20 protein-coding genes are annotated in these 20,876 nt (G+C 53.7%); 9 read left to right on the top strand and 11 right to left on the bottom strand.

The window, feature by feature from the left end:
- Positions 1-137 precede the first annotated feature (137 nt).
- The 4 genes from ACQ66M_RS12565 to ACQ66M_RS12550 all read right to left on the bottom strand — a co-directional run bounded on the left by ACQ66M_RS12565 (position 138) and on the right by ACQ66M_RS12550 (position 2,048).
- Positions 138-638, bottom strand: coding sequence for a S26 family signal peptidase (locus tag ACQ66M_RS12565; protein WP_430404208.1), 501 nt, complete (start codon positions 636-638; stop codon positions 138-140).
- Positions 635-877: a helix-turn-helix domain-containing protein gene (locus ACQ66M_RS12560; protein ID WP_430404206.1), complete on the bottom strand. Its 243-nt coding sequence runs from the start codon at positions 875-877 to the stop codon at positions 635-637. Before ACQ66M_RS12560 ends, ACQ66M_RS12565 begins: the two co-directional genes overlap by 4 nt.
- A gap of 176 nt (positions 878-1,053) precedes the next feature.
- The gene (locus tag ACQ66M_RS12555) at positions 1,054-1,377 is read right to left on the bottom strand and encodes a DUF736 domain-containing protein (RefSeq protein ID WP_430404205.1); all 324 of its coding nucleotides are present in this window, start codon (positions 1,375-1,377) and stop codon (positions 1,054-1,056) included.
- A 368-nt stretch (positions 1,378-1,745) separates the two neighbouring features.
- A complete protein-coding gene (locus tag ACQ66M_RS12550; protein ID WP_430404203.1) occupies positions 1,746-2,048 on the bottom strand; it encodes a hypothetical protein in 303 nt (100 codons plus the stop codon).
- 208 nt (positions 2,049-2,256) lie between these two features.
- On the opposite strand from ACQ66M_RS12550, the gene ACQ66M_RS12545 reads away from it, so the two are divergent.
- A complete protein-coding gene (locus ACQ66M_RS12545; protein WP_430404201.1) occupies positions 2,257-2,598 on the top strand; it encodes a helix-turn-helix transcriptional regulator in 342 nt (113 codons plus the stop codon).
- A complete protein-coding gene (locus ACQ66M_RS12540; protein ID WP_430404198.1) occupies positions 2,588-3,892 on the top strand; it encodes a type II toxin-antitoxin system HipA family toxin in 1,305 nt (434 codons plus the stop codon). Before ACQ66M_RS12545 ends, ACQ66M_RS12540 begins: the two co-directional genes overlap by 11 nt.
- 146 nt (positions 3,893-4,038) lie before the next feature.
- Here the strand turns inward: ACQ66M_RS12540 and ACQ66M_RS12535 are convergent, their stop codons facing one another.
- Both ACQ66M_RS12535 and ACQ66M_RS12530 read right to left on the bottom strand, forming a co-directional pair.
- Positions 4,039-4,557 (bottom strand): hypothetical protein, encoded by a 519-nt coding sequence (locus tag ACQ66M_RS12535; protein ID WP_430404196.1) that lies wholly within the window; start codon positions 4,555-4,557, stop codon positions 4,039-4,041.
- Positions 4,558-4,559: 2 nt separating this feature from the next.
- Positions 4,560-5,126: an antirestriction protein ArdA gene (locus tag ACQ66M_RS12530; RefSeq protein WP_430404194.1), complete on the bottom strand. Its 567-nt coding sequence runs from the start codon at positions 5,124-5,126 to the stop codon at positions 4,560-4,562.
- Positions 5,127-5,638: 512 nt separating this feature from the next.
- Here ACQ66M_RS12530 and dcm point away from each other — a divergent pair.
- The 3 genes from dcm to ACQ66M_RS12515 all read left to right on the top strand — a co-directional run bounded on the left by dcm (position 5,639) and on the right by ACQ66M_RS12515 (position 8,753).
- Complete coding sequence (gene dcm, locus ACQ66M_RS12525; RefSeq protein ID WP_430404192.1) at positions 5,639-6,871, top strand: DNA (cytosine-5-)-methyltransferase; 1,233 nt, start codon at positions 5,639-5,641, stop codon at positions 6,869-6,871.
- A gap of 31 nt (positions 6,872-6,902) precedes the next feature.
- A complete protein-coding gene (locus tag ACQ66M_RS12520) occupies positions 6,903-7,352 on the top strand; it encodes a very short patch repair endonuclease (protein WP_430404190.1) in 450 nt (149 codons plus the stop codon).
- 63 nt (positions 7,353-7,415) lie between these two features.
- Positions 7,416-8,753 (top strand): MvaI/BcnI family restriction endonuclease, encoded by a 1,338-nt coding sequence (locus ACQ66M_RS12515; protein ID WP_430404188.1) that lies wholly within the window; start codon positions 7,416-7,418, stop codon positions 8,751-8,753.
- Between the two features lie 488 nt (positions 8,754-9,241).
- On the opposite strand, the gene ACQ66M_RS12510 is transcribed toward ACQ66M_RS12515, so the two are convergent.
- From ACQ66M_RS12510 to ACQ66M_RS12500, 3 genes are read right to left on the bottom strand one after another with little or no spacing between them, the layout of a single operon-like run.
- Positions 9,242-10,297 (bottom strand): hypothetical protein, encoded by a 1,056-nt coding sequence (locus ACQ66M_RS12510; protein WP_430404186.1) that lies wholly within the window; start codon positions 10,295-10,297, stop codon positions 9,242-9,244.
- A complete protein-coding gene (locus tag ACQ66M_RS12505; protein ID WP_430404184.1) occupies positions 10,290-13,031 on the bottom strand; it encodes a lipopolysaccharide kinase InaA family protein in 2,742 nt (913 codons plus the stop codon). Before ACQ66M_RS12505 ends, ACQ66M_RS12510 begins: the two co-directional genes overlap by 8 nt.
- A complete protein-coding gene (locus ACQ66M_RS12500; RefSeq protein WP_430404182.1) occupies positions 13,031-13,543 on the bottom strand; it encodes a hypothetical protein in 513 nt (170 codons plus the stop codon). The genes ACQ66M_RS12505 and ACQ66M_RS12500 overlap by 1 nt, the downstream gene beginning before the upstream one ends.
- Before the next feature lie 552 nt (positions 13,544-14,095).
- On the opposite strand from ACQ66M_RS12500, the gene ACQ66M_RS12495 reads away from it, so the two are divergent.
- On the top strand, positions 14,096-15,265 hold the full coding sequence (locus ACQ66M_RS12495; protein ID WP_430404180.1) for a DNA cytosine methyltransferase: 1,170 nt from the start codon (positions 14,096-14,098) through the stop codon (positions 15,263-15,265).
- On the top strand, positions 15,262-16,089 hold the full coding sequence (locus tag ACQ66M_RS12490; protein WP_430404178.1) for an Eco29kI family restriction endonuclease: 828 nt from the start codon (positions 15,262-15,264) through the stop codon (positions 16,087-16,089). The genes ACQ66M_RS12495 and ACQ66M_RS12490 overlap by 4 nt, the downstream gene beginning before the upstream one ends.
- A gap of 254 nt (positions 16,090-16,343) precedes the next feature.
- On the opposite strand, the gene ACQ66M_RS12485 is transcribed toward ACQ66M_RS12490, so the two are convergent.
- Both ACQ66M_RS12485 and ACQ66M_RS12480 read right to left on the bottom strand, forming a co-directional pair.
- Complete coding sequence (locus ACQ66M_RS12485; RefSeq protein WP_430404176.1) at positions 16,344-17,354, bottom strand: FRG domain-containing protein; 1,011 nt, start codon at positions 17,352-17,354, stop codon at positions 16,344-16,346.
- 427 nt (positions 17,355-17,781) lie between these two features.
- Positions 17,782-18,630 (bottom strand): DNA -binding domain-containing protein, encoded by an 849-nt coding sequence (locus ACQ66M_RS12480; protein WP_430404174.1) that lies wholly within the window; start codon positions 18,628-18,630, stop codon positions 17,782-17,784.
- 207 nt (positions 18,631-18,837) lie between these two features.
- Here ACQ66M_RS12480 and ACQ66M_RS12475 point away from each other — a divergent pair, with 207 nt between their 5' ends.
- Together ACQ66M_RS12475 and ACQ66M_RS12470 are read left to right on the top strand one after the other, a co-directional pair.
- The gene (locus ACQ66M_RS12475) at positions 18,838-19,821 is read left to right on the top strand and encodes a HEPN domain-containing protein (protein ID WP_430404173.1); all 984 of its coding nucleotides are present in this window, start codon (positions 18,838-18,840) and stop codon (positions 19,819-19,821) included.
- Between the two features lie 38 nt (positions 19,822-19,859).
- A complete protein-coding gene (locus tag ACQ66M_RS12470) occupies positions 19,860-20,819 on the top strand; it encodes a HEPN domain-containing protein (RefSeq protein WP_430404171.1) in 960 nt (319 codons plus the stop codon).
- The last annotated feature ends 57 nt before the right edge of the window (positions 20,820-20,876 follow it).

Below are 20,876 nucleotides of genomic sequence, written 5' to 3'. Positions count from 1 at the left end.
CAAAGGCATACGAAAAAATGATGTGCAGACAATGACATGGATGGGCGTGTACGCACATCCTTATATCTTGCCCTGCCGGGTTCGCTTATGAATTCCATGTTGATACTTGCATCGCCTTGCAGCCGCTTGCCGTCTGGTCAGTGATTGATCGTGAACAGGGGGACGGCAACGCCGTCCAGGTCCTGTCGATGCGTTGGCCCGAAATACCGGCCATCAAGGGAATCCGGGTGGGCATTCATCAGGAAAAACATGTGATCTGGCAGGCGTATACAGCCCTGCCAGACGGGCAGGTTCTGCCCCATTGAATCGGCTGTGTGCGCTATGCCGGCGTATTCGCCATTGATCACAATAGCCTGCGCATTACGGCAGATCTCGTCACCGGATATGCCCGCAACCTGCTTCAGCAAGGGCCAGTCCTGGCCGACAAATCCATGCGCTTCGGCCCAGTTCGCGTGATCGCTCGTGGCTGAGACGACGACCCATCGGCCGGGGGTGAATGGGCCGTCGCTCAGCCAGTAGAGCCCTGTCGGCGCGCTGCCTGTCCGGTTCCAGATCAGGCGATCTGCCGGATCAGAAAATACACCAGACACAACAAGACAAAGGCCTGCGGCGGTCAGCCACAGGATTGGCCATTTCATTCGGGCACCTGGAGGCGTTGCGAGGTCGAGGCGAATGAATTTCGCTCGGACCATTTGATCAGGCCGGGCTTGGGATAGAAGACCCGGGTGCCGTGCTTTCGATAGATGGGCCCGCCGCCCTGGCAGCGATAGTGGTTAAGGGTCGAGCGTTTCAGCCGCAGAAAATCTGCGGCCTCCTCGACGCTGAGCAGTTCCGGCCAGTCATTATCGTCTGAGCCTTTCTGACTATTTTTCGTCATTAGACGTCACTCCTTTCATATCGTGCGATGACATATCCCTGGCCAGAAATGCCGGGATCTGGAGAGGAAGAATCCCGGCGACATATTTTCCCGACGGTCATTCACCGTGAGCAGACATGCAGAAAGCCGCCCCGGAGAGTGTCTCCGGAGCGGCTCCATGGTGATGGGTCTGAACCCTAGTCCCTTGGGTTCCAGAGGATCACGTGGCGGCCTTTCTTGCCTTTCACGGGGGCGAGGTTTGCAAATATCCTGCGGGAGCCGATCTGCGGGTCTGCAAGGGTCAGCGAGACATAGTCGCGTCCCGATGTTTTCGCCTTGCGTATCCAGCCGCCGCCGATTTCGGTCGAGGTCTCTCCGGCGAAGATGCGGTAGTCTGGCTGACCGTCTTCGGCTTTCTCCGTATTCTTTTCGATGCGGATCGGGCTGGTAAGGTTCATCATAGCGAGGGCACCTTCGAAGCCGGTTTTGGTCTCTGAGACATATCCGAGTGCGTTTGCCATTGTGTGGTTCCTTTCGTTCTTGCGCTTGTCCCGGGGACCCCTTGTCCCCGTCGACGCCGGACCGAAAGGACGGGGCGAGGCAGGCCTGAACCCGAAGGGGCGCAGCGAAGCGGAGCACCGGCGCGGCGGAGAATTTTGATGCGCGAGGAAGCCGCGCAGCGGCGGGGAAAATTCTTCGCCACGCCGGTTTCAGGACTGGCTGGCCTCGTCCAGGTCATACGGCTTGAGACGGGAACAAGGGGTCCGGAGCACGGGGCGCGGAAATGAAGGGACGCTGTGGCTGACCGTGCCAGATAGCCGAAAGCCATGACCGACCGCTGGACCCGATGCATCCGATGATGGTTTTCACCCAATCAGGGCAGCATCAGTCAGGCCGAATGAAAGTTCGCCACGACCCCGAAATGGTCTGATCTTCGCCGTCCATCAGGCGCCTTGGCTGAACGGCCACAGGCGTGAGAATGTTCAAGGTCTCCGCTATAGGCGACATTATCGATGGACTTCTCATTGACGCCCGGAAGCATGCCTGAGGTCGCAAAACTGTAGCCGTCAAGCGCGGATTCGAGCAGTTCGTAGGATCGCTTCGGTCCCCATGCATAGGGAATGCGCCGATTATCGTCGCCGACGACGATGACGCTGCCTTCGTTGCGCCATTGCCCCAGGAGGGGTTTCAAGGCGCGGAGATATTCTTCGTGCTGGCGCAAGGAGAGCGCGTTGCCTGCTGAATACGACCCACCATGAGTGGGGTATCTATCGACCAGATCATGCTGCAATGGCTTATAGAAGAACCGGTTCTTGACATTTTGCTCAAAAGTCCAGACTATGTATCATAGATGAGCCTTGTCATGGTGATATGGACTATAGATAGATCATATTTAACTAATGCCCCGCATAAAAAACAGAACCTATTCCCGGCACACAGGCGAAGCACTGACACTCCTTGGCAAGCTCATCAGGCTCGGCCGCGACGCGCGCGGGCTGACGGCTGAAGAACTGGCCGAGCGAACGGGAATATCGCGCGGCACGCTCCGGCGCATCGAGAATGGCGACCCCAAGGTCGAGGTCGGCATCATGTTCGAGGCCGCCACGCTTGTCGGGGTCAATCTGTTCGACGCCGACAATGGGCGACTCTCCAGCAAGATCGCCCGCACCGACGACAAGCTCGCCCTGATGCCCAGGGCCATCCACAAACCCTCCCGCAGAGGCGTGAAAGATGAGTTCTGAGCTGTACAGTGAAGCCTATGTCTGGGTGTGGCTGCCAGGCGCAACCGAGCCAGTGGTTGCCGGTCGCTTGTATGCAGAAGGAAGCCCTTCCGTCTTCGTGTTCAACTACGGCAAGTCATATCTGGCGCGCGAAGACGCCATACCGATATATTTGCCGGAGCTGCCCTTGGAGTCTGGCGCGCTGCCCCTGCCCGATGGCCTGTCCATGCCGGGCTGCCTGCGTGACGCCGCCCCAGATGCGTGGGGACGCCGCGTGATCATCAATCGCAGATCAGGAACCAAAGGAACGGCGACCGATCAGACAAATCTGCCCGAACTTGCCTTTCTGCTGGAGTCCGGATCAGACCGAATCGGCGCGCTGGACTTCCAGGCGTCTCCCACAGAATACGTCCCGCGGTCTGCACAAAACGCCGGTCTTGAAGAACTGCTGCAATCCGCAGAGCGCGTAGACAAGGGCATTCCCCTCACCCCTGAACTCGACCAGGCCCTGTATCACGGCAGCTCGATCGGGGGAGCGCGCCCAAAAGCGCTGATCGAGGACGCAGGCAAGAAGTTTGTGGCCAAGTTTTCCGCTTCGCATGACCTCTACAGCGTCGTCAAAGCCGAGTTCATCGCCATGCGTCTGGCCGTGCTTGCAGGGCTCAGTGTCGCGCCCGTCTCTCTTGTCCGCGCCTCCGGCAAGGACGTTCTGCTCGTCGAACGCTTCGACAGAAAGCGCGTCAGGAACGGCTGGGAGCGCAAGGCGATGGTCTCTGCGCTCACCCTCTTCGGCCTCGATGAAATGATGGCGCGCTATGCCAGCTATCAGGACCTCGCCGAAATCATCCGCCACCGTTTCACCGATGCCCGGGAGACGCTGCACGAACTGTTTGGCCGCATTATTTTCAACATCCTGTGCGGTAACACTGATGATCATGCCCGCAACCACGCCGCGTTCTGGGATGGTCAAACGCTTTCCCTCACCCCGGCCTACGATATATGCCCGCAGGGACGCGCTGGACAGGAAGCCAGCCAGGCCATGCTTATCCATGCCCAGGACAGAATGAGCCGCCTCAGCACCTGCCTGAATGCGGCGCATCACTTTCTTGTTTCAGGCAAGCAGGCCATGGAAATGGTCGAGCAACAGATGCGCATCATCGCAGAAAACTGGAATGAGGTCAGTGCCGAGGCGAGCCTGTCCGAAGTGGACCGCAATCTGTTCTGGGGTCGTCAGTTCCTCAACCCGTATGCTTTTGATGATCTTGAAGGCGACTGCGCATCATTGCGATCACTGGCAGATGAACTGCGTGGATAAGCGCATGCCGGGCGGTGTGATCTCAGCTGATCAGCGCGACACCTGACGGCAGGTTTCCACAGATGCCGTTCGTGTTGTAACTCCTGACTCAGCGAACACACCCGTCCGGCATGATCCTGCCGTTCCGGCCCACGACAGGCGCGGGCTCATGCGCGCGCCTCAAGACGGGCGAGCGTCGCACAGAGGCGCTGCGCTGCCTTGAGGCCGATCGCGATGGCGTCGGCAAGAAGCTCATCTGCAGCCTCCGTCAGGTGTGCATTATCCGACCCGGGATAATTGGCTTCGACACCCCAGAGGCTGATGGCGTGCTCGTCCAGAATGACACCATCCAGTGAGACAGAGAGGACGATGCCGCAATAGAACCAGTCATCCCGCCGCCATGCCTCCATGACCGCCTCGGATTCGGCCTGCGCCCTGGCAAAGCGTTCCCGGAAATTGTTTCCGGGGCCGATGAACCCCGGCGCTTCCTTGTAGAGTGAAGGCCAGAACCCATCCTGCCGTCCCTCGGGAAAACGCTCCACTGGAGCGTTTTCTGATCCTCGGAACTCAGGCGCGTCCGGGCAATCATCGCGCACAATGCGCGCGACGATCCGGACCCCGTCCTGTTCGCAAGCGATGCAATCGCCCTCGCATACGAAGTCAGAGAAACGTTCTGTGAATGCCATGATCAGCGGCTCCAGAACACGTGGACTTCATCAAAGCCCGTCTGGAACACCATGATCTCGCCATTGAGGGCCATGTCGCGGGCGAGCGCCGTCCAGTCGATGTAATAGTCAAGCGAAGCGGGGATTTCAGTACCGGTCTCCCGCACAAATTCTTCCGCAAAGTCTGCAGCGCTGCGGTATTCTCCGGCATAGTCCTCGAACGCGGCCTCCGCCTGCTCAAGGTCATCGCCGAACTGGCTGTAGAGCTTCGCGCCCAGTTCGCCGTGCTCGTCGATGAAGGCTGCAAGCTCGCACACGGTGTCAAAGCTCGCCCATTCGGAAATCCGGCAGCCCTGAAAGTTCTCATAATCGTGGATCGCCCATTCTTCGGCGTCCGGTTCGGGCGAAGCGGCGAGCATGTCGCGCACCTGTTCCAAGACCTCGTCCGGGTTGGTGGCGTGGATCCATGCCCCGTGCAGGCGGCCATTATTGTAGGCGGCAAGGCAGGCCACGTAGATGCGGGGACGGCCTGAAACGGCGAGCGCGGTAGCTGGTGCAGCGTGGTCATCGGATGTGAATTGGTCAGTCATGTCAGTCTCCTTTGCGCCGCCTGGCTTTCTTTCCCGCATCAGGCGGGGGTGGGCGGCGAAAAGGTGCTCAGCCGGAGCGCATAAGGGCTCCGCACAAGGGGAAGCCGTAGGTAGAAAACCTAGAATCGATCTTAGATAACAAAGTCCCGCCCCCTTGTGCGGGGACCGCGCTCTGGCAGACGCACCGTCCGCCCGGACCCGGCTGTTGGGGGCAGAAAAAGGCGGGAGGAGAGCTGAGTTGCGGGACGAAAACATCCCCGATTCTCCAGGAGTTACGGGCCCCTGCCCTTCACCGGACACCCGGCAAGCAGGTTTGGCTCGTCAACTCCTGCTTCTTGCTGCCGCCAGGCATTCAGCCGATCGCGCGGAGCATGAGATTGCACCGGTTTCAGACTGAGACAGTACCGAAATCAGCCACGCCAGCGCACCGGAACAAAAAGCGAACTTCTTGCTTGACCGGCGGGACGAACGCTGACATCAGGACAGCATATTTACCATAAAGGGCGATTCGGATGGCGACGGAATTCACAAAACTCAGGCTTCAAACCGGCTATACGGTAGAGCAGCTCGCCGGAGAGCTTGGCTATTCCGAACGCCAGGTATTTCGCTGGGAGAATGGCGAGACGAAGCCCCGCAAGGCCGTGCTGGACCGGGTCCGTGATCTGGCAGGTGGCGACGTTCAGCCGGTTCCGTTTGCCGGCTTCACCTTTATTGATCTGTTCGCGGGAATTGGTGGCCTCAGAACAGCATTCGAAGAGACCGGCGGGCGCTGTGTCTTTACGTCTGAATGGGACAAGTATGCACAGTTGACCTATCAGGCAAACCACCGTGACAACCGTCCGGTCGCCGGCGATATCACGCAGGTGCACGTCATGGATATTCCGAGTCACGACATCCTCGTGGCCGGGTTTCCATGTCAGCCGTTTTCCATTGCCGGCGTTTCAAAGAAAAATGCTCTGGGCCGGGCGCATGGCTTCAAGGATGAGACCCAGGGAACCCTTTTCTTCGACGTTGCCCGCATCATCGACGCTCACCGCCCCGCCGCCTTTCTTCTTGAGAATGTGAAAAACCTGCAGAACCACGACAAAGGCCGGACCTTTGAAGTTATCAGACGCACACTTGAGGATGAGCTTGGTTATGAGCTGCATGTGCGCGTGATCAACGCCAAGCATTATCTGCCACAGCACCGGGAGCGGATTGTCATTGTCGGATTTCGTGAGCCGACACGCTTTGCGTGGGACGCGCTGGAACTTCCGCAGATCGGCGAGAAGAGAATGCGTGACATCCTGCATCCTGAAGACGGGTCGGAAGAACCGGAAGGCCACTTCACGCTCGGCAAATGTGCCAGCGTCAATGAGAAGTACACTCTGACTGACAAATTGTGGGCCTATCTCCAGGGCTATGCGGAAAAGCACAAGGCGGCCGGCAACGGGTTCGGATTTGGCCTGGTCGGACCTGATGATACGTGCCGTACGCTATCTGCAAGATACTATAAGGACGGGTCTGAAATCCTTATCAGCCGGGGCAAAGGCAAAAACCCACGGCGGCTCACGCCGCGTGAATGCGCACGGCTTATGGGACTGCCTGACAGTTTTAAAATTCCGGTTTCAGATACGCAGGCTTACAAACAGTTCGGAAACTCCGTCGCAGTGCCGGTCTTCCGGGAGGTTGCGCGCATCATGACGCCGCATGTCCTGGAAATCCTGTCGCCCACAAAGGATGCACGTCAAAAGAAATATGCCTGACGTTCATGACAGGGAAACACGCAGCCGGAACATGTCAGCCGTTCGCGGCCGGGACACGCGTCCGGAACTGATTGTCAGAAAAGGCCTTCACCGCCTTGGTCTGAGATATCGCCTGAATGTGAAACAGCTGCCCGGAAAGCCCGATCTGGTTTTTCCGAAATTTGAGGCCGCATTGTTCGTTCACGGCTGCTTCTGGCACGGGCATGACTGCCCTCTTTTCAAACTGCCCGCCACACGTACTGAATTCTGGAAAAGCAAGATTGCCGGAAATGTCAGACGGGATATCCGGTCTGTCGCCTCTTTACGGGAACTGGGCTGGCGAACCGGCATTATCTGGGAATGCGCCGTCAGAGGACCGGGTCGGCCAGATCCCGATATGGCGATGCGTGCGATACGAGACTGGATCCGGAATGATGGCCCGTCCTTCGAGCTGGCTGGCACGACGTCCGGCACAGGGGTGTCTCCTCTGGTTGCGCCCTAAAGGCAGATTAACGAATCCCTGCAATAAGGAACCCGTACAGGTCACGGGGTTCTGCACCAGGTCATGCTTACGCTTTCCGGTCTCATCGGCATTTTCCGGCAACGCGGCGCGACGCGCTTCTTTGCGAAGAAGCTCGCCCCGAACGACAATTCCAAAAACCAGATCTATCTCGGCGGTGACTTTTCAGCGCTGGGACTTATCCCGCATGAGGCCGTGTTCGTCGATGAGACAGATCTTGCCGGGAGTGTTCGCGACCGGGCCAAGGCGAAGCTCCGGTTTCACTGGTATTCTGATACGGGGTTCGCCGAGGCTCCCAATGCACAGCTCATCCTCTATCCGAGATATCCGGAAGTCCGCTTGTCAGGCCTGCTACAGGGGTGCCGGAATGCGCCGAATGACGTGATCACGGTGCGTGATGAAGGGCGGATGCTACTCTTCGGCGTCCACCCCGACGGGACGATTTACGGCTTTGCCTGCCTTGCCGATCATCCAGTAGCGAAAGAACTGGAGACGATTTCAGACCCGGAAATTCTGGGCGTCTTCATCATGCTGACCGGCTATGGTCAGACCAGAAAAGACACCCGCAGGACACTCATCGAAAAGCTGCGCGACATTCACCTTGAAGGCTGGATCCCGTCACAGAAACTCGGGGCGTCCGGTTTTGCCCAGCCTTATACGGCTCGTAATGGCGGCGGGTATACGCTGGAGGCCCGCCTCGGCATCAGCGCAAACGGATTTGCGGAGCCGGACTATCTCGGCTGGGAGATTAAACAGTTCGGGGTGAAGGATCTGGCAAAGCCCGTCGCAAAATCCCAGATCACTCTGATGACACCGGAGCCGGTCCGCGGTGTCTACCGGTCAGAAGGTCCTGAAGCCTTTGTTCGTCGTTTCGGATATGCCGACAAAAGCGGAAAACATGACCGGATAAATTTCGGCGGCATCTATCAGATCGGTAAATCCCTCCACAGCGATACCGGCCTGCAGCTTGACCTGACCGGGTTCAATCCCCTGTCGGGTAAGGTTGAAGACATGACCGGCGCGATCCGGCTGGTCACGCGGGACGGAGAAGAGGCCGCCACCTGGCCTTACACCGACCTGATTGATCACTGGAACCGTAAACATGCTCGGGCTGCCTATATCCCATCAGTGTCACGGGATGATCCCACAGCCTATGCCTACGGATCGCTTGTCAGCCTCTACGAGAATACGGACTTCCTTCGCTTCCTCACCGCCATGTCAAAGGGCCACATCGTCTACGATCCGGCCCTGAAACTTGAGCACGCAACATCCCCGAAACCGAAGCTCAAGCGCAGAAGCCAGTTCCGGATCAGACAGGCATCGCTTTTCTCGCTCTATGCGTCCGGCGGCGCCGTAAACGTTCTCTCGGAAAGCAATACCTGATTCCTGCCCGCCCCCATCAGCGCCCGTGACCCCACTGGCCCCCGGGCCAGTGGGAAGCGCGGGCGCGCGACCCGCCGGCGAGCTCCAAGCCCCATGCCTGAAGCCGAACCTGGTGATCCCTCAGTGAGACGAGCCGGGTCGGCCAGCAGAACGGCTCTACACCACTCCCTGACATCCAGTCCGGCCGATCAACCCCGCCTCGGGCGGGCGGGTCGCGGAGAAACCAGCATGCTCCATGCTCCCACCCACATGCCTGTGCATCTTCTGGCCTACCGTCGCACCACGCCAACAGCCTAACGAGGCACGCAACCTCTTCAATCGGTAAAGTCGCATCCACAATACTTTTTCGTGCACAGGGCTCTCCGCAGACTTGCTCCCGTGATGCTCGCGGGCCCAGACAGGCGGGGCCCGCGACAGCACCGGTGTGGCCACGCCCTTCCCTTTAAAACAGACGCGATGGCGAAGAAATTTCTAACTTGCAATCAAACCTACTTTTTTTCTTCCAAATTTGATTGAGACTGCTGAGAGTATGACAGTCGCCCAGGAAGGTTGACGCAATAAGTCTGGTCTACTCCCAAAGGCTTTCTTGTGGGATCATAACCGATAGGTAGAGGAAAGTTGATTTGAACCTCTGGATAGCGTTCCCAGAATAGAAATGTGGCGACCGTTTGAAGTTTGCTGCCCAAAGGGGCGATTGTGACATCGTAATCGTCAATCAAGTAATTGTAATACTGATCAAGAGTATCTAACGACTCTCTAATGTTCTGTGTAGATACAATTTCGCGGGCACATCTGAGCATCCGTTCAAATTTATTATGCAATCGTTCTGAAAGGCTTTGCCGCCAGAACATTTTCTCTGATGGAGGGCATCCATAGATGAGCAGGAGTAATGTTGGATTAATGGCCTCGATGACCCCTGTTGACCGATGCGCCTCATAGCCTGCGAATAATATCAAGCAGGAGTTTGAATCACTTTTTCGATAACCGGAGAAGGGTTCCAAAACCAGATTTTCAGACATTTCCAACGCCATAGATTTTGGCAAATATTCGATGTCGTCACCTTGTTTTGAGACTAACTCTTCGTACTCCTCGAAACTTGGAAGGTATGTCGACGCGGAAGTGTATATGAGTGTTTGATCGTCGTAAGGTCGCGCTTTTCTTACGCTATCCAAAACTATATAAACTACGTGAGTTGGCATCCCTGAAATATCGATTGCCATATTTGAACAACTGACCGGTATGCCTCGGAGGGCAGCGCCAAGCGTTTTGGAAAAGTTATCAACAGTCGATCTCTCGTAGGTGACATTGTGAACCAGTCCAACCCCAACTTTTGCAATTGCGCAATCACGAAACGACTTCGAAATTACTTTGTTGATTTTGAGCTCATTCTCAAAGTCAATTATTAGAATGTGCGTTGAAGTTCCAAAGTTGGACTTGTTCAAGAATTCAAATGATCGTTCCTCAAACCCCGCTGCTAGAACGACGATATCGAAGTCGTGCGATGAAGTTTCAGGGGAGAATTTCCTAACGGCGAGGTCATTCATCGTCGAGACCTAAAACTTGTGATACGAATAAGTCAGATTGATCATTCCATCTTTGGGGATCAGAATCCCGCAATTTCTTAGTCCCGGACCTAAGAAACAAATTTGGATAGAGAAGCAATTGCTCAAGCTTACCTCGAGAAAGCTTCAAGTGATCGTCGCGACGATACCCAATTTCGAATGCTGGACAATATATCCTGTTTAAAACGTAGATAGGCTTCTTAGCTCCGTCATCACGAGCCACCGCGTTTCGTGATGTGTCGAGGACTCCAAACGTTACGAGCTTCTGAAGTACCAATTCAGCTTCGTCATCGAGATGATCCAAATCGTTCCGTTCAATTGCTAAATGCTGTCGGATCCGCGGCGCATTCTTATTGAACCTTCCTTGCCTATCGGCTCGTAGGTATGTCCGAAAGGTTGAGCCGATAGTAATTGTTACATCAAATAGCTTCCTTCCCAAACTCACTTGTTTGCCGGCGATGGTTAGTGATCCAGATATTTGACTAAGTGACTGTAGGCGTTTTTCAGAAATAGTCTTTATAGCTCTGTCTTGATCTCTTATTGGGACCAGTTTTGGCAGAGTGTCAGCATCGATATTTCCAACCGCGAAAATCTCAGAGACCAATTCCAATAGATTTCTAGGTATGCGGTCTGCGATGTTCCAAACAGCAGGCCAGCCGAAATAGTAGGCGTCCCGACGACCATAAGCCAAGTATGTGATCAGACGCTGCTCCCCACCCTTGTTATCTCCCAGGTACTCACGAATGTCTGACGATTGATAGCCAAAGTACTCAAGTCGCTGATTGACTATCGCTCGGAAATATTCTTCGAGTTTTTCGCGCTTTAGTCCGCCAGTGCGTGAGCCAATGAAAAGCGAGTACGATATGTCTTGTTCATAGTAATCGTGGCCATTTTCAAGAGCCTTTCCTCCAACTGTTTCGAAGCAGTAGGTGTTCTTTTCGGCGGTCAGTTTTACGCAGTAAGTTGGGTTCGAATTGATCATTAATTCGTTTATTACGCGCTGTACCTGTGCTTGAACGTACGGCTCACCCGCATCGTCGTATAGGATATGGAACTTTGACACCGAGAGCGCTGGAAATGTCGATCTGACAATTTCAAAGAACTTAATAAGGTCGTGCGAGACGAGTAGGGCCGGCACTCCCAGATCATCACAATCGAGTCGCCTGTCACAATCTAGCTCAACACGGCTCACCGTAGTTACGATGTTATCAAGCTCTGAGACGAGTGACCTTTGGATGGGCACGATGCCTGGTTTGGGAATAAATCGATTGATGTAGTCTAGCAGCCCAGAATAGGACGTTTGTCCGCTTATTTTACTCCACGCTATCGCTTCGGAAATGAGCTCGAGAGTCTTTCGTATTACCTTCAAAATGACGAGATGCAGAAGATTTGAACTGTGATTAGGGTTCTCGGCCGCCAGGGATCGCCCGAGAGCTTTGAATTCACCTTGCCGGCACGGGAAATAGATGCCGAACGTTTCACGGAAATCGACAGACGATTTGTCTACGGAAGGAAAGAACGCTAGGGACGCAAGGTACGTGGACTTTCCCGATCCGCGGTTTCCCGAAACGAAGACGTTCCCAAACTCATCAATCTTTTCTTTCAGCTCTTCGAATGGCACGAACAGCCGAGACGCAACGGAAGGATCGCTAAATTCTTCATATCGCTGCAATCGGAAAGACTTGGGGACTGAAAAATGCCTCTGCAAGAATTCTGTTCGCTTCGCCTTGAATGCGACTGTCGCAGCGCTTCCGTTGAAAACGCGCATTGCCTCTTCAAAGGTCCCAATCTTGTCGGACAAAATCAAACTGATTTTATCGAAGAATTCCGTCCCAATGAATTTGCGCAGAGACACATGCGGAAGAAAAGACTTCTGGGCGCTGAGTATACTCCAAATGTGCTGCTTGAAGAATTCCAAATCTCGATTCTTGGATAGCTCCAACGATAGACTGCCAACCGCATCGTATGACAAATCTATCAGCTTAAACCTCAGCCCAGTTGGCTCTGCCTGATCAACCAAAATATTGTCAGCATGGAGATCGCCATGGTAAGCGTTGAGTCGCTCCAAAGATGCCAACATAGTACCAACCTGGTCGATGAAGGTGATGGCAATGTGTGAATTGTAGTGGTTCGCCTCACTTAGCAGAAAATCTGAAAAAGTTTGTCCACGGATAAATGGAAATACCAGGCATTTTGTCGAAACATCGTTACCTAGCACGTCCTGAACAACTACGTCGAATAGGTCAGTGGGCATAATGATGTCAGGTTCGTCGCCGAGGTCGCTAGATATCCGACGCAAGGAAGCCTCGATATCGTCGGATGCGCCTGGTCTCAAGAGCTTTAAAACGACCTTGGAGCCCAATATTCGATGTTTCCCTTCGAAAACAACAGAGTTTTTCCCACTCCTAATCTTCTTGGTGGCGGCATAATTTCCAAGGGATCGTGGTTTTCCAGTGGCAACACTTTTAAGTTGCAACGCTAGCCGACTGTAAACGAGCGTACCGATCCGGCTAACAGTGCCTGGTGCCTCGATCCATTCATTATCAACAAACAAACCGTACAATTCTGAGTTCTGATTTGCCGAATGATCGACCCAATTGAAGTCAAAATCTTCTAGGACGTTCAGAATATCTTCGCGCGATAGCAAATCCAAAACATCCTGCTTCTCAGAGATGATCTGGTTGAGCCCGCCTGACGGTTCACTGGTCTGCATCATTACATCAAGTAGCGAATTTTTTGCGCCTTGAGTACTCGCTCTTTCGCGAAACCCAGAAGATGACAATCAGTCAAGTCCGAGGGGTACGAGTACTCCTTGAAAAACGCTCCCAACTCTTCAGCCAATCTGCAGCCCTCTGCTACCAGCCCAACCGTGTGATCGGAGTCCATGAATAATTGAGACTTTTGAGCGATTTCAGGGTTTCGAGCTATGAAGCCCGTTTCGATAATAGTTCCCGGCGATCCAACTAAATTAATGATCAAATCGAATTCTCGCATGATCAACTCCTCTTGCAGCATCATATTGCCTAGACTTGGATCAACCTCGTCTTCCGCATATTTCACGTTGTGACCATCTTTAGAAAGTTCGTCTCTAATTTGAATTCTTTTAAGTTGAAGGTTTAACGTCCTTTCATCTGTGGACATGTCTTTAACTTGCGGACCAAAAACCAATATATTGAGTTTGATCGCCTGAATTGAATCGGCGAATAGTGCATTGATTTTTTTGGTCAAAACTCCCACCTCCCTGTGTTTCACCCTATCCGCTTTTGTCGCTGATTATCAAGTGATAGTCTGGGGAAGTTTGGTCCTCTGTGGGGAGGATTGCAATCAAAAGAATGCGCCCAGAGGGAGGATTCACCCAAGCCCGCTTATTCGACTACCGTGACAGCTGATGTCAGTATCCCCAAACTCCTTTGCTGGGTATTCTTCATAATATGAAAAGCGTCTCGCCAAAGCAGGACTTTTTTCAACAACAGCATCAGAACTGATAGGCAATCATAGCTTCTCTTGGAGCACGAATAAACTTTACACGTCCGTTGATCTGTTGCGACGCTGCCTAGGAATCAATGGAACTTGTCGAATGCATTAACTCCGATGGAAGCTACAGAATGGTTCATTGATAACTCCTGAGCCCAATGTCTCCCTTTTATGATGCCGGGTTTTTAAGCTTCCAAAGTCCGCAACTGGTGGAGACGCGGGTTACAAGGTTAGTTTACCAGTGCTGTACTTGATTGCTGCGCCCAATCAGGAAATACCGTTTCACTAACCAATTCAGAGGGCATTATGCAGGCTGTTGAGTTATTTGCTGGGGCAGGCGGTCTTGGAATTGGCGTCAGCAAGGCTGGCTTCAAATCAGCTTTGGTGCTGGAGATTGATGCGTACTGCTGCGACACGCTCAGAGACAATAAGCGCAGGAAGGTGCCCCCGGTTTCAAGGTGGCCAATCGAGCAATGCGATGTGCGCACCTATGATTTTAAACAACTTGCGGGAAAGATTGCGTTAGTTACGGGGGGGCCTCCGTGCCAACCATTTTCACTCGGAGGCAAACACCAGGCGAACAAAGATGCTCGCGATATGTTTCCAGAAGCGGTGAGAGCGATTCGCGAATGTCAGCCGCAGGCTTTCATTTTTGAGAACGTCAAAGGACTGACTAGGGCCAGTTTCGCAAGTTACTTTGAGTACATTCGCCTTCAAATGACGCACCCTGATTGCACTCAAAAGGGGAATGAAAAGTGGTATGAGCATCTTGCCCGCCTAGAGCGTCTGCACACACAAGGAAGTCATGAAGGACTGCATTACAACGTCGTGACGAGAGTGCTCAACGCTGCAAATTTTGGAATCCCTCAAAAACGCGAGCGAGTATTTTTTGTAGGGTTTCGATCTGACTTGGGAGTTGAATGGAACTTCCCAGAACCAACTCATTCTCACGCAGCGCTTTTGTGGGATCAATCGAATGGAACCTATTGGGATCGCCATGAAGTTAATCCCACACCGTTTGCGAAGTCCGTTCGGTTTCGTGCAGCTGCTGGTCGATTAAGCGAAAAGCCAGCGACATTGCCTTGGCAAACAGTGCGGGATGCATTGGCTGGGATTCCCGATCCCGAATATGCTCCAAGGAAAGCAGAGGCATTTTTAAATCATCGCTTTCAGCCTGGCGCCCGGACTTATAAAGGGCATACGGGCAGTCCGTTGGATGAGCCCGCAAAGACACTCAAGGCCGGTGTTCATGGTGTGCCAGGCGGGGAAAATATGTTGGTCCGTCCGAACGGTAGCGTGAGATATTTTTCCGTCCGTGAAAGCGCACGGCTGCAAACATTTTCGGACGATTATCACTTTCATGGATCGTGGTCAGAGACGATGCGTCAATTGGGAAACGCCGTTCCTGTAGAACTCGCGCGGATTATTGGACAGGACGTTTATCGGCAATTGAAAAAGAAAACAGCGGCTCTATGAGAAAGCATCCATCCGACGTGATCGCAAAGCTCAGCGCTCAACTGAATGAACTTCTCGATTCAGGTGTGAAGGAGGCACTTTCTCCTTCTGCGAGAAGGCAGCTTGCTTCAGACGTTAGCCAAATCCACATCCGGTTGGACGAACTAATGGCCGAAATCGATCCAATAAGACAACCAGATACAATATTCGATCCAGCCGATCCGAGTGTCGTTGGCCGATTCGTAGCCTTAGCGATGGTTGCACAGAAATCTGCCCCACTGGACACGATTGGAAAATTTTATGGGTCGGGAATCTATGCGATATACTACAATGGAGATTTCCCACTCTACGCTCCAATTTCGGGAGGTGAGACGCCTATTTATGTTGGAAAAGCTAATCCACAATCTGGTGCCGCCAAGACGCCCATTGAGCAAGGGCCAAGACTGTCTGGAAGGCTGGCCGACCATCGCAAAAATATCATAAAAGCTGAAAACTTAGATATTAAGCAATTCAGTTATAAAGCTTTGGTCGTGCAGACAGGGTGGCAAGATGCTGCGGAATCGTACCTGATCAATTTCTTTAAGCCGATATGGAATAGCGAGACCAAGATTCTTTTTGGGCTAGGTAAACATGGCGACAATGCGGAGACTCGTGCGAATAAGCGGTCGCCGTGGGATACTTTGCATCCTGGTCGTGAATGGGCCGCCGCTTCCAAGGAAGATGCAAAATCCATTGCGATTATAGAAGCCGAGACAGCAACGCACTTCAGCCTCATCCCGAGATACGCAAGTTTGCAGCGGATACTCGACGCATTCATTTCAGAGTTACGTCAAATTACTGACTAAAGACTTCGGAAAGAGATCTCACTTTCGATCTCTCGACGTCGACGACACTGCAACCAGTACAATCTGCCTGACCGAATATTATGCCACCTGGTGTCGGCTGCGTGCCACGTCAAGCGTATGCGAATGACATCGGCCTCCTTAGAATTTCCGGCCCAGGTGCGCTCGCAAGACATAAAAACTGCAGTTTTGAAAGGAGCGGATTATCGAAATGACTCAACCACTGGAGGCCCTCATATCAATGAGGAAAAATCCAACTAGAACTCAGTCAAGAATTCTCGGGGGCCACCAAGAAGGTTCTTTTTGAGTGCTGCGAGAAACCGGTCATCGTCCACGCTAGGAAAAAGGTGGTCCACATTAGCCGGAAGTGGCTTATTGAGGTCAAAATTCAAAAATAGGACGTGCCGAAGAAAATCCGCTGGTAAGTTCATTGCATATGTATCCGAACGGCATACGACGCATGACTGCCGCATAGGACGAAGCGGTTCCAAAGCGTCGAACGTTCGCTCTCGTTTATGAGCAGCCATTTCATGCTTATTCTCTTCGAATACATACAACACCGATTGCTGATCATTCGTTCCAACAAAGTCGTAGCGCGCTCGATTATCCATTTTGACGAATCGGTGAGTTGCGAAAAACAATGCAACATTTAGCTCGGAAGTCAGGTCTAACACTGGAGAGTAGAGGCCGTAGTGTTGGAGTAGCGTGTGAAGAGCGTCGCGCAGATTTAAATTATGACCCAAACTTATATCCATGCGTAATCGACCAAACTTTCGCACAATAGGATCTGAACAAACCTCCATATCCCCCATGGTCAATACGTACTCGCCCTTTGAGCGAAGTATTTCCAGTCTACGGTCAATGTCTTCGACGTCGATTTGATCATAAAAGATCTTTGACCATTCAAAGAGTCCCAGGTCCTGAAAGCAGTGCAAGACATCGTAGCCGTCCCGCAAGACACGTCGCCAAACTGATGGGAGCAAAGAAATTTCGCCGATACCATCGACGAGAAAATTGGGGTTTGGGCGCGGCCTTTTTAGTGCGTAGTTTTTCGTTTGCCCCCTGAATAAAAGACGATTCTTGGCTTCAGATTTGATCTTTCCAACAAGCTCGCTGAGCTCTTTGAGGGATTGGGTGTGGTGGACCGAGACTCGAGACGATGCGTTTTCTAGTGCTCTTGGAAATTGTGAAGGCGAAAAGCGTGTTCGGTTATTTGCACTAGATAATGCGCCACCATAAAAGCGATCGACAACAATTCCGTCAAACACGCTAGTAAATCCGGAATCACAATACGCACTAGCTTCCACTTCGCTTAGGCCACACTTGATAAAGAACTTCAGATCAGCTCCGCGATCTGAAGTCACATTGCTTCTATCGCTCGAAAACTACTTGGCGTCGTCGTAGTAGTCAGAATGCGTCCAACCGGAGATATTAGAACTCATGAACTGGGTCTCATATGGGCATTGATGGTCGGGCAGATTGCAAATGCACAATTCGAGCAAACGGTCACAGTGTCCAGCAATGTTGTCTGTTTAATCAACCCCACTGACTATACAGTGCGGTTATATTTCTGAGACATATCAATGGGTTTTGAGTGTGATGATGCGCGTCCTGGCGACTTTCAAACCCGATCTTCGCAAGGGCAGACAAGAGGGCACAATTGAGCCTGGCCGCTCCCCCACCCCCAACCACACCTCAAGCCGCCTCCTGATACGGCCCCATACACCCGCCGAGCAAATCCGTGAGATACCCGCCATCGCGCAGGCCTTCGGCCTTGTTCACGAGATACCTGATCGCGTCCTTCATCGCGCCCCGGTCATCGGACCAACCTTCATCAACGGCATCCGGACCGTAGAGCACAGTGGCAATTTCGCGCCGGCGCATGCCGAGCTCAAGACAATCCAGCGAGATCAGTCCGTCCCGCAGGACCTGTGTCCGCTTGCTCCAGAGCGGGACCTGCCTGCCAAAGTCATTGCCATAGATTTCAAACGCCTCGCGCTGGGCTTTCATCCTGCGCTCGAAGCCGTCGACATCAGAGATCGTGAGCTTCATGCGCACCTTCTCCAGACCGAGCAGGGACAGCCCCGTGCACCGCGCCTGGGCGACGCAGCCATTGCCCCGTAACAGAAAGTATTCGCGTCCCTGCCGGTCGGTCAGGTGGGTGATCGCGCAATGCGGGACGGTACGCTCCCAGATTCCACAGACTTCAGTCTCGGCGCGCGGACTGCAATGAACCTCAACCTGGTTCGGATGGGCCGCACGGCTCCAGAAGACGTCGGCGTCAAAGCCATTTCGTTCGGGATCCGGCATGATCATGAGCCCCCAGCGATGGGCCAGCGTCTGGTCTATTCGTGATCGCAACAGGCGTATCGGCGCGCACGGCGCCATCATCTCAGAAATATCCTCCGCGCTTCGCATCGCAGCGTCACTGCGGAATTCAGGGTTCCTGCGGAGGTATTCCCAGGCCCATCGATCGGCCGACAGCCGCCAGAGATAGTCATAGCGTTTCAGGACGCCATCGCTCTTCAAGGGATACATCTTCATAGACCTGCTCCTTCCACCTGGCAGGCTTGCAAGAACAATACCAGTTTCTACCTTAGATTACGCTCATGTTCTCACAAGTATTGATGGAAGATTTGATAGAAAACCGCCCCACAGCCACCTTTACGAGCAGAAAATCCAGGGCTAATATCTCTCTTTGGTAGAAAGTGCATTCCATAGAACCCCACCCAAACAGGCAAAGCCTTGTCGTTGACCCAGTCCCTTGATCATCTCAGCCCGAAGCGACAACAGGCCCTCGCCCGTACCAGGGACATCATCCTGGAAGAGCTGCAGGCCAAGGCTGAATCCAGAGGCACATCAAAGGCAAAACGCTACAGGCTCCTGAAACTCATCCTGTTCGGCCAGTTCACCAGGGGAGCCGGCCCCAGCGACATCCGCCCGGGCACGAAATCCGGTATGAACCTGCTCGTGATCGTCAGCCGTCGCGACCTCACCGGGATGAGTGCCTTCTGGGAAGAAGTCGAAGACCGCATCATGACTGACCGCCAGGTCAAATGCCCGGCAACCCTCATCATTCACACGCTTCCCGACGTGAACCGGCACATCAAAGACGGCGCCTATTTCTTCACCGAGATCATCAGGCACGGCATCATGATCCATGAGGACATGGAACCCGGCAAAGACGGGCGCGCCAAGAACATCCTTGCCAGGCCGATTGGCTTAGATTCTGAGATTGCTTGCAAGATGGGACAGGAGCTTCATTACCATTGGAGGAACGCAGCTCGGCAAGCACTGTTCTTGGCTAAAGTCTCGATTGCGCAGGGCGGCGAATGGAACCGAAGCTCGGCATTCCAGCTCAATCAGGCCGCCGAGAGTGCCTATCGCATGTTCCTGCTCACTGTGACCCAGTATGCCCCAGCCACGCATCATCTCGGCAAGCTCCGCAGTCTTGCCAGGGCAATCGACCCCAGAATCGACGAAGCCGGGGCGCCACTGCAGAAGCCCTACAGCCAATATTTTCAACTGCTGCAGCGGGCCTATCTCGAAGCCCGCTATTCATCCGATTATGAGACCGGCGCCGACATACTCGCCTGGCAAGCCGACAGGATCGAACTGCTGATCAGTCTCGCAGACACCCTGTGTCTTGAGCACCTCGACCGGCTCAGGGTTGGATACGGGGAACAGAATTGCATGTCTTCGAGAACTCTGGTCTCTGGTGGCGACGACAGGTAGAGGCGCAGACACGTGCCACAACAGGAAACGCGCAGCTCGTGAAGAACAGTCTCGATCATCTAAACCTGCAAAAGCAGAAAGAGGTCGCCTATATCCGGAAGGCGATACTCGACGAACTTCAAGAGCGCCTTCGCAAGTCCACATCGAAACGGGTGGCACGCTACCGAATTCTCAAACTAGTCCTCTATGGAAGCTTCGCGCGCGGCACCTGGTTCGACGACCGGAAATCCGGACGGTCCTCGGACTACGATCTCCTCGTCATCGTGTCTCACAAGGCACTGACCGACATGACGACTTTCTGGTCCAGTGTGGAAGACCGCCTGTTCCAGGATCCCAAAATACAGAAAGATATATCGCTCATCGTCCACACGCTCCGGGACGTGAACAAGTCACTCAGCGAAGGACAATACTTCTTCACGGAAGTCATCAATCAAGGAGTCCTGCTATATGATATTGATGCTCGTGCTAAATCTGATCGGCTGCGATCACGGATAGCCGAGCCGAGAAACCCCAATCCTGAGCGAACGCACGAAATGTCCCTTGGATATTTTGAATATTGGAAGAAGGCTGCCGTTCAAGCTCTTTTCCTTGCTCAGGAAAGCATGAAGCAAGGGACAGACTGGACAAGAAGCTCTGCCTTCCAACTTCACCAGGCCGCTGAAGCCATTTACCGCATGGTGCTACTCACAGTCACGCTCTACGCTCCGGCCACGCATCATCTCGGCAAGCTACGCCAGCGTTGCGAAGCCATAGATCCGCGTCTCGCCGAGGCCTGGGGCCCGGAACGCAAACCCTTCAAACGCTATTTCGAGCTCCTGCGCCGGGCCTATGTCGAAGCCCGCTATTCACCAGCCTACGAGACAAATGCAGAGATCCTGAACTGGCAGGCCGAACGCGTCGCGCGGCTCCTGGAACTGGCCGAGGCGTCCTGCCAGGAACGGCTGGCAAAGCTTGAAGCAGAGGCCAAGACGTTCAAATCCGCTCCGGTGCGCAGTTAGCGAGACAACGGCTAGAGTGGTCCAGACATGGGTCTCAGAGCCTGAACACCAATCAAT

It is taken from the genome of Hyphomonas sp., from assembly GCF_965284475.1.
GTDB lineage: Bacteria > Pseudomonadota > Alphaproteobacteria > Caulobacterales > Hyphomonadaceae > Hyphomonas.
This window is presented reverse-complemented; position numbering and strand designations above follow the sequence as displayed.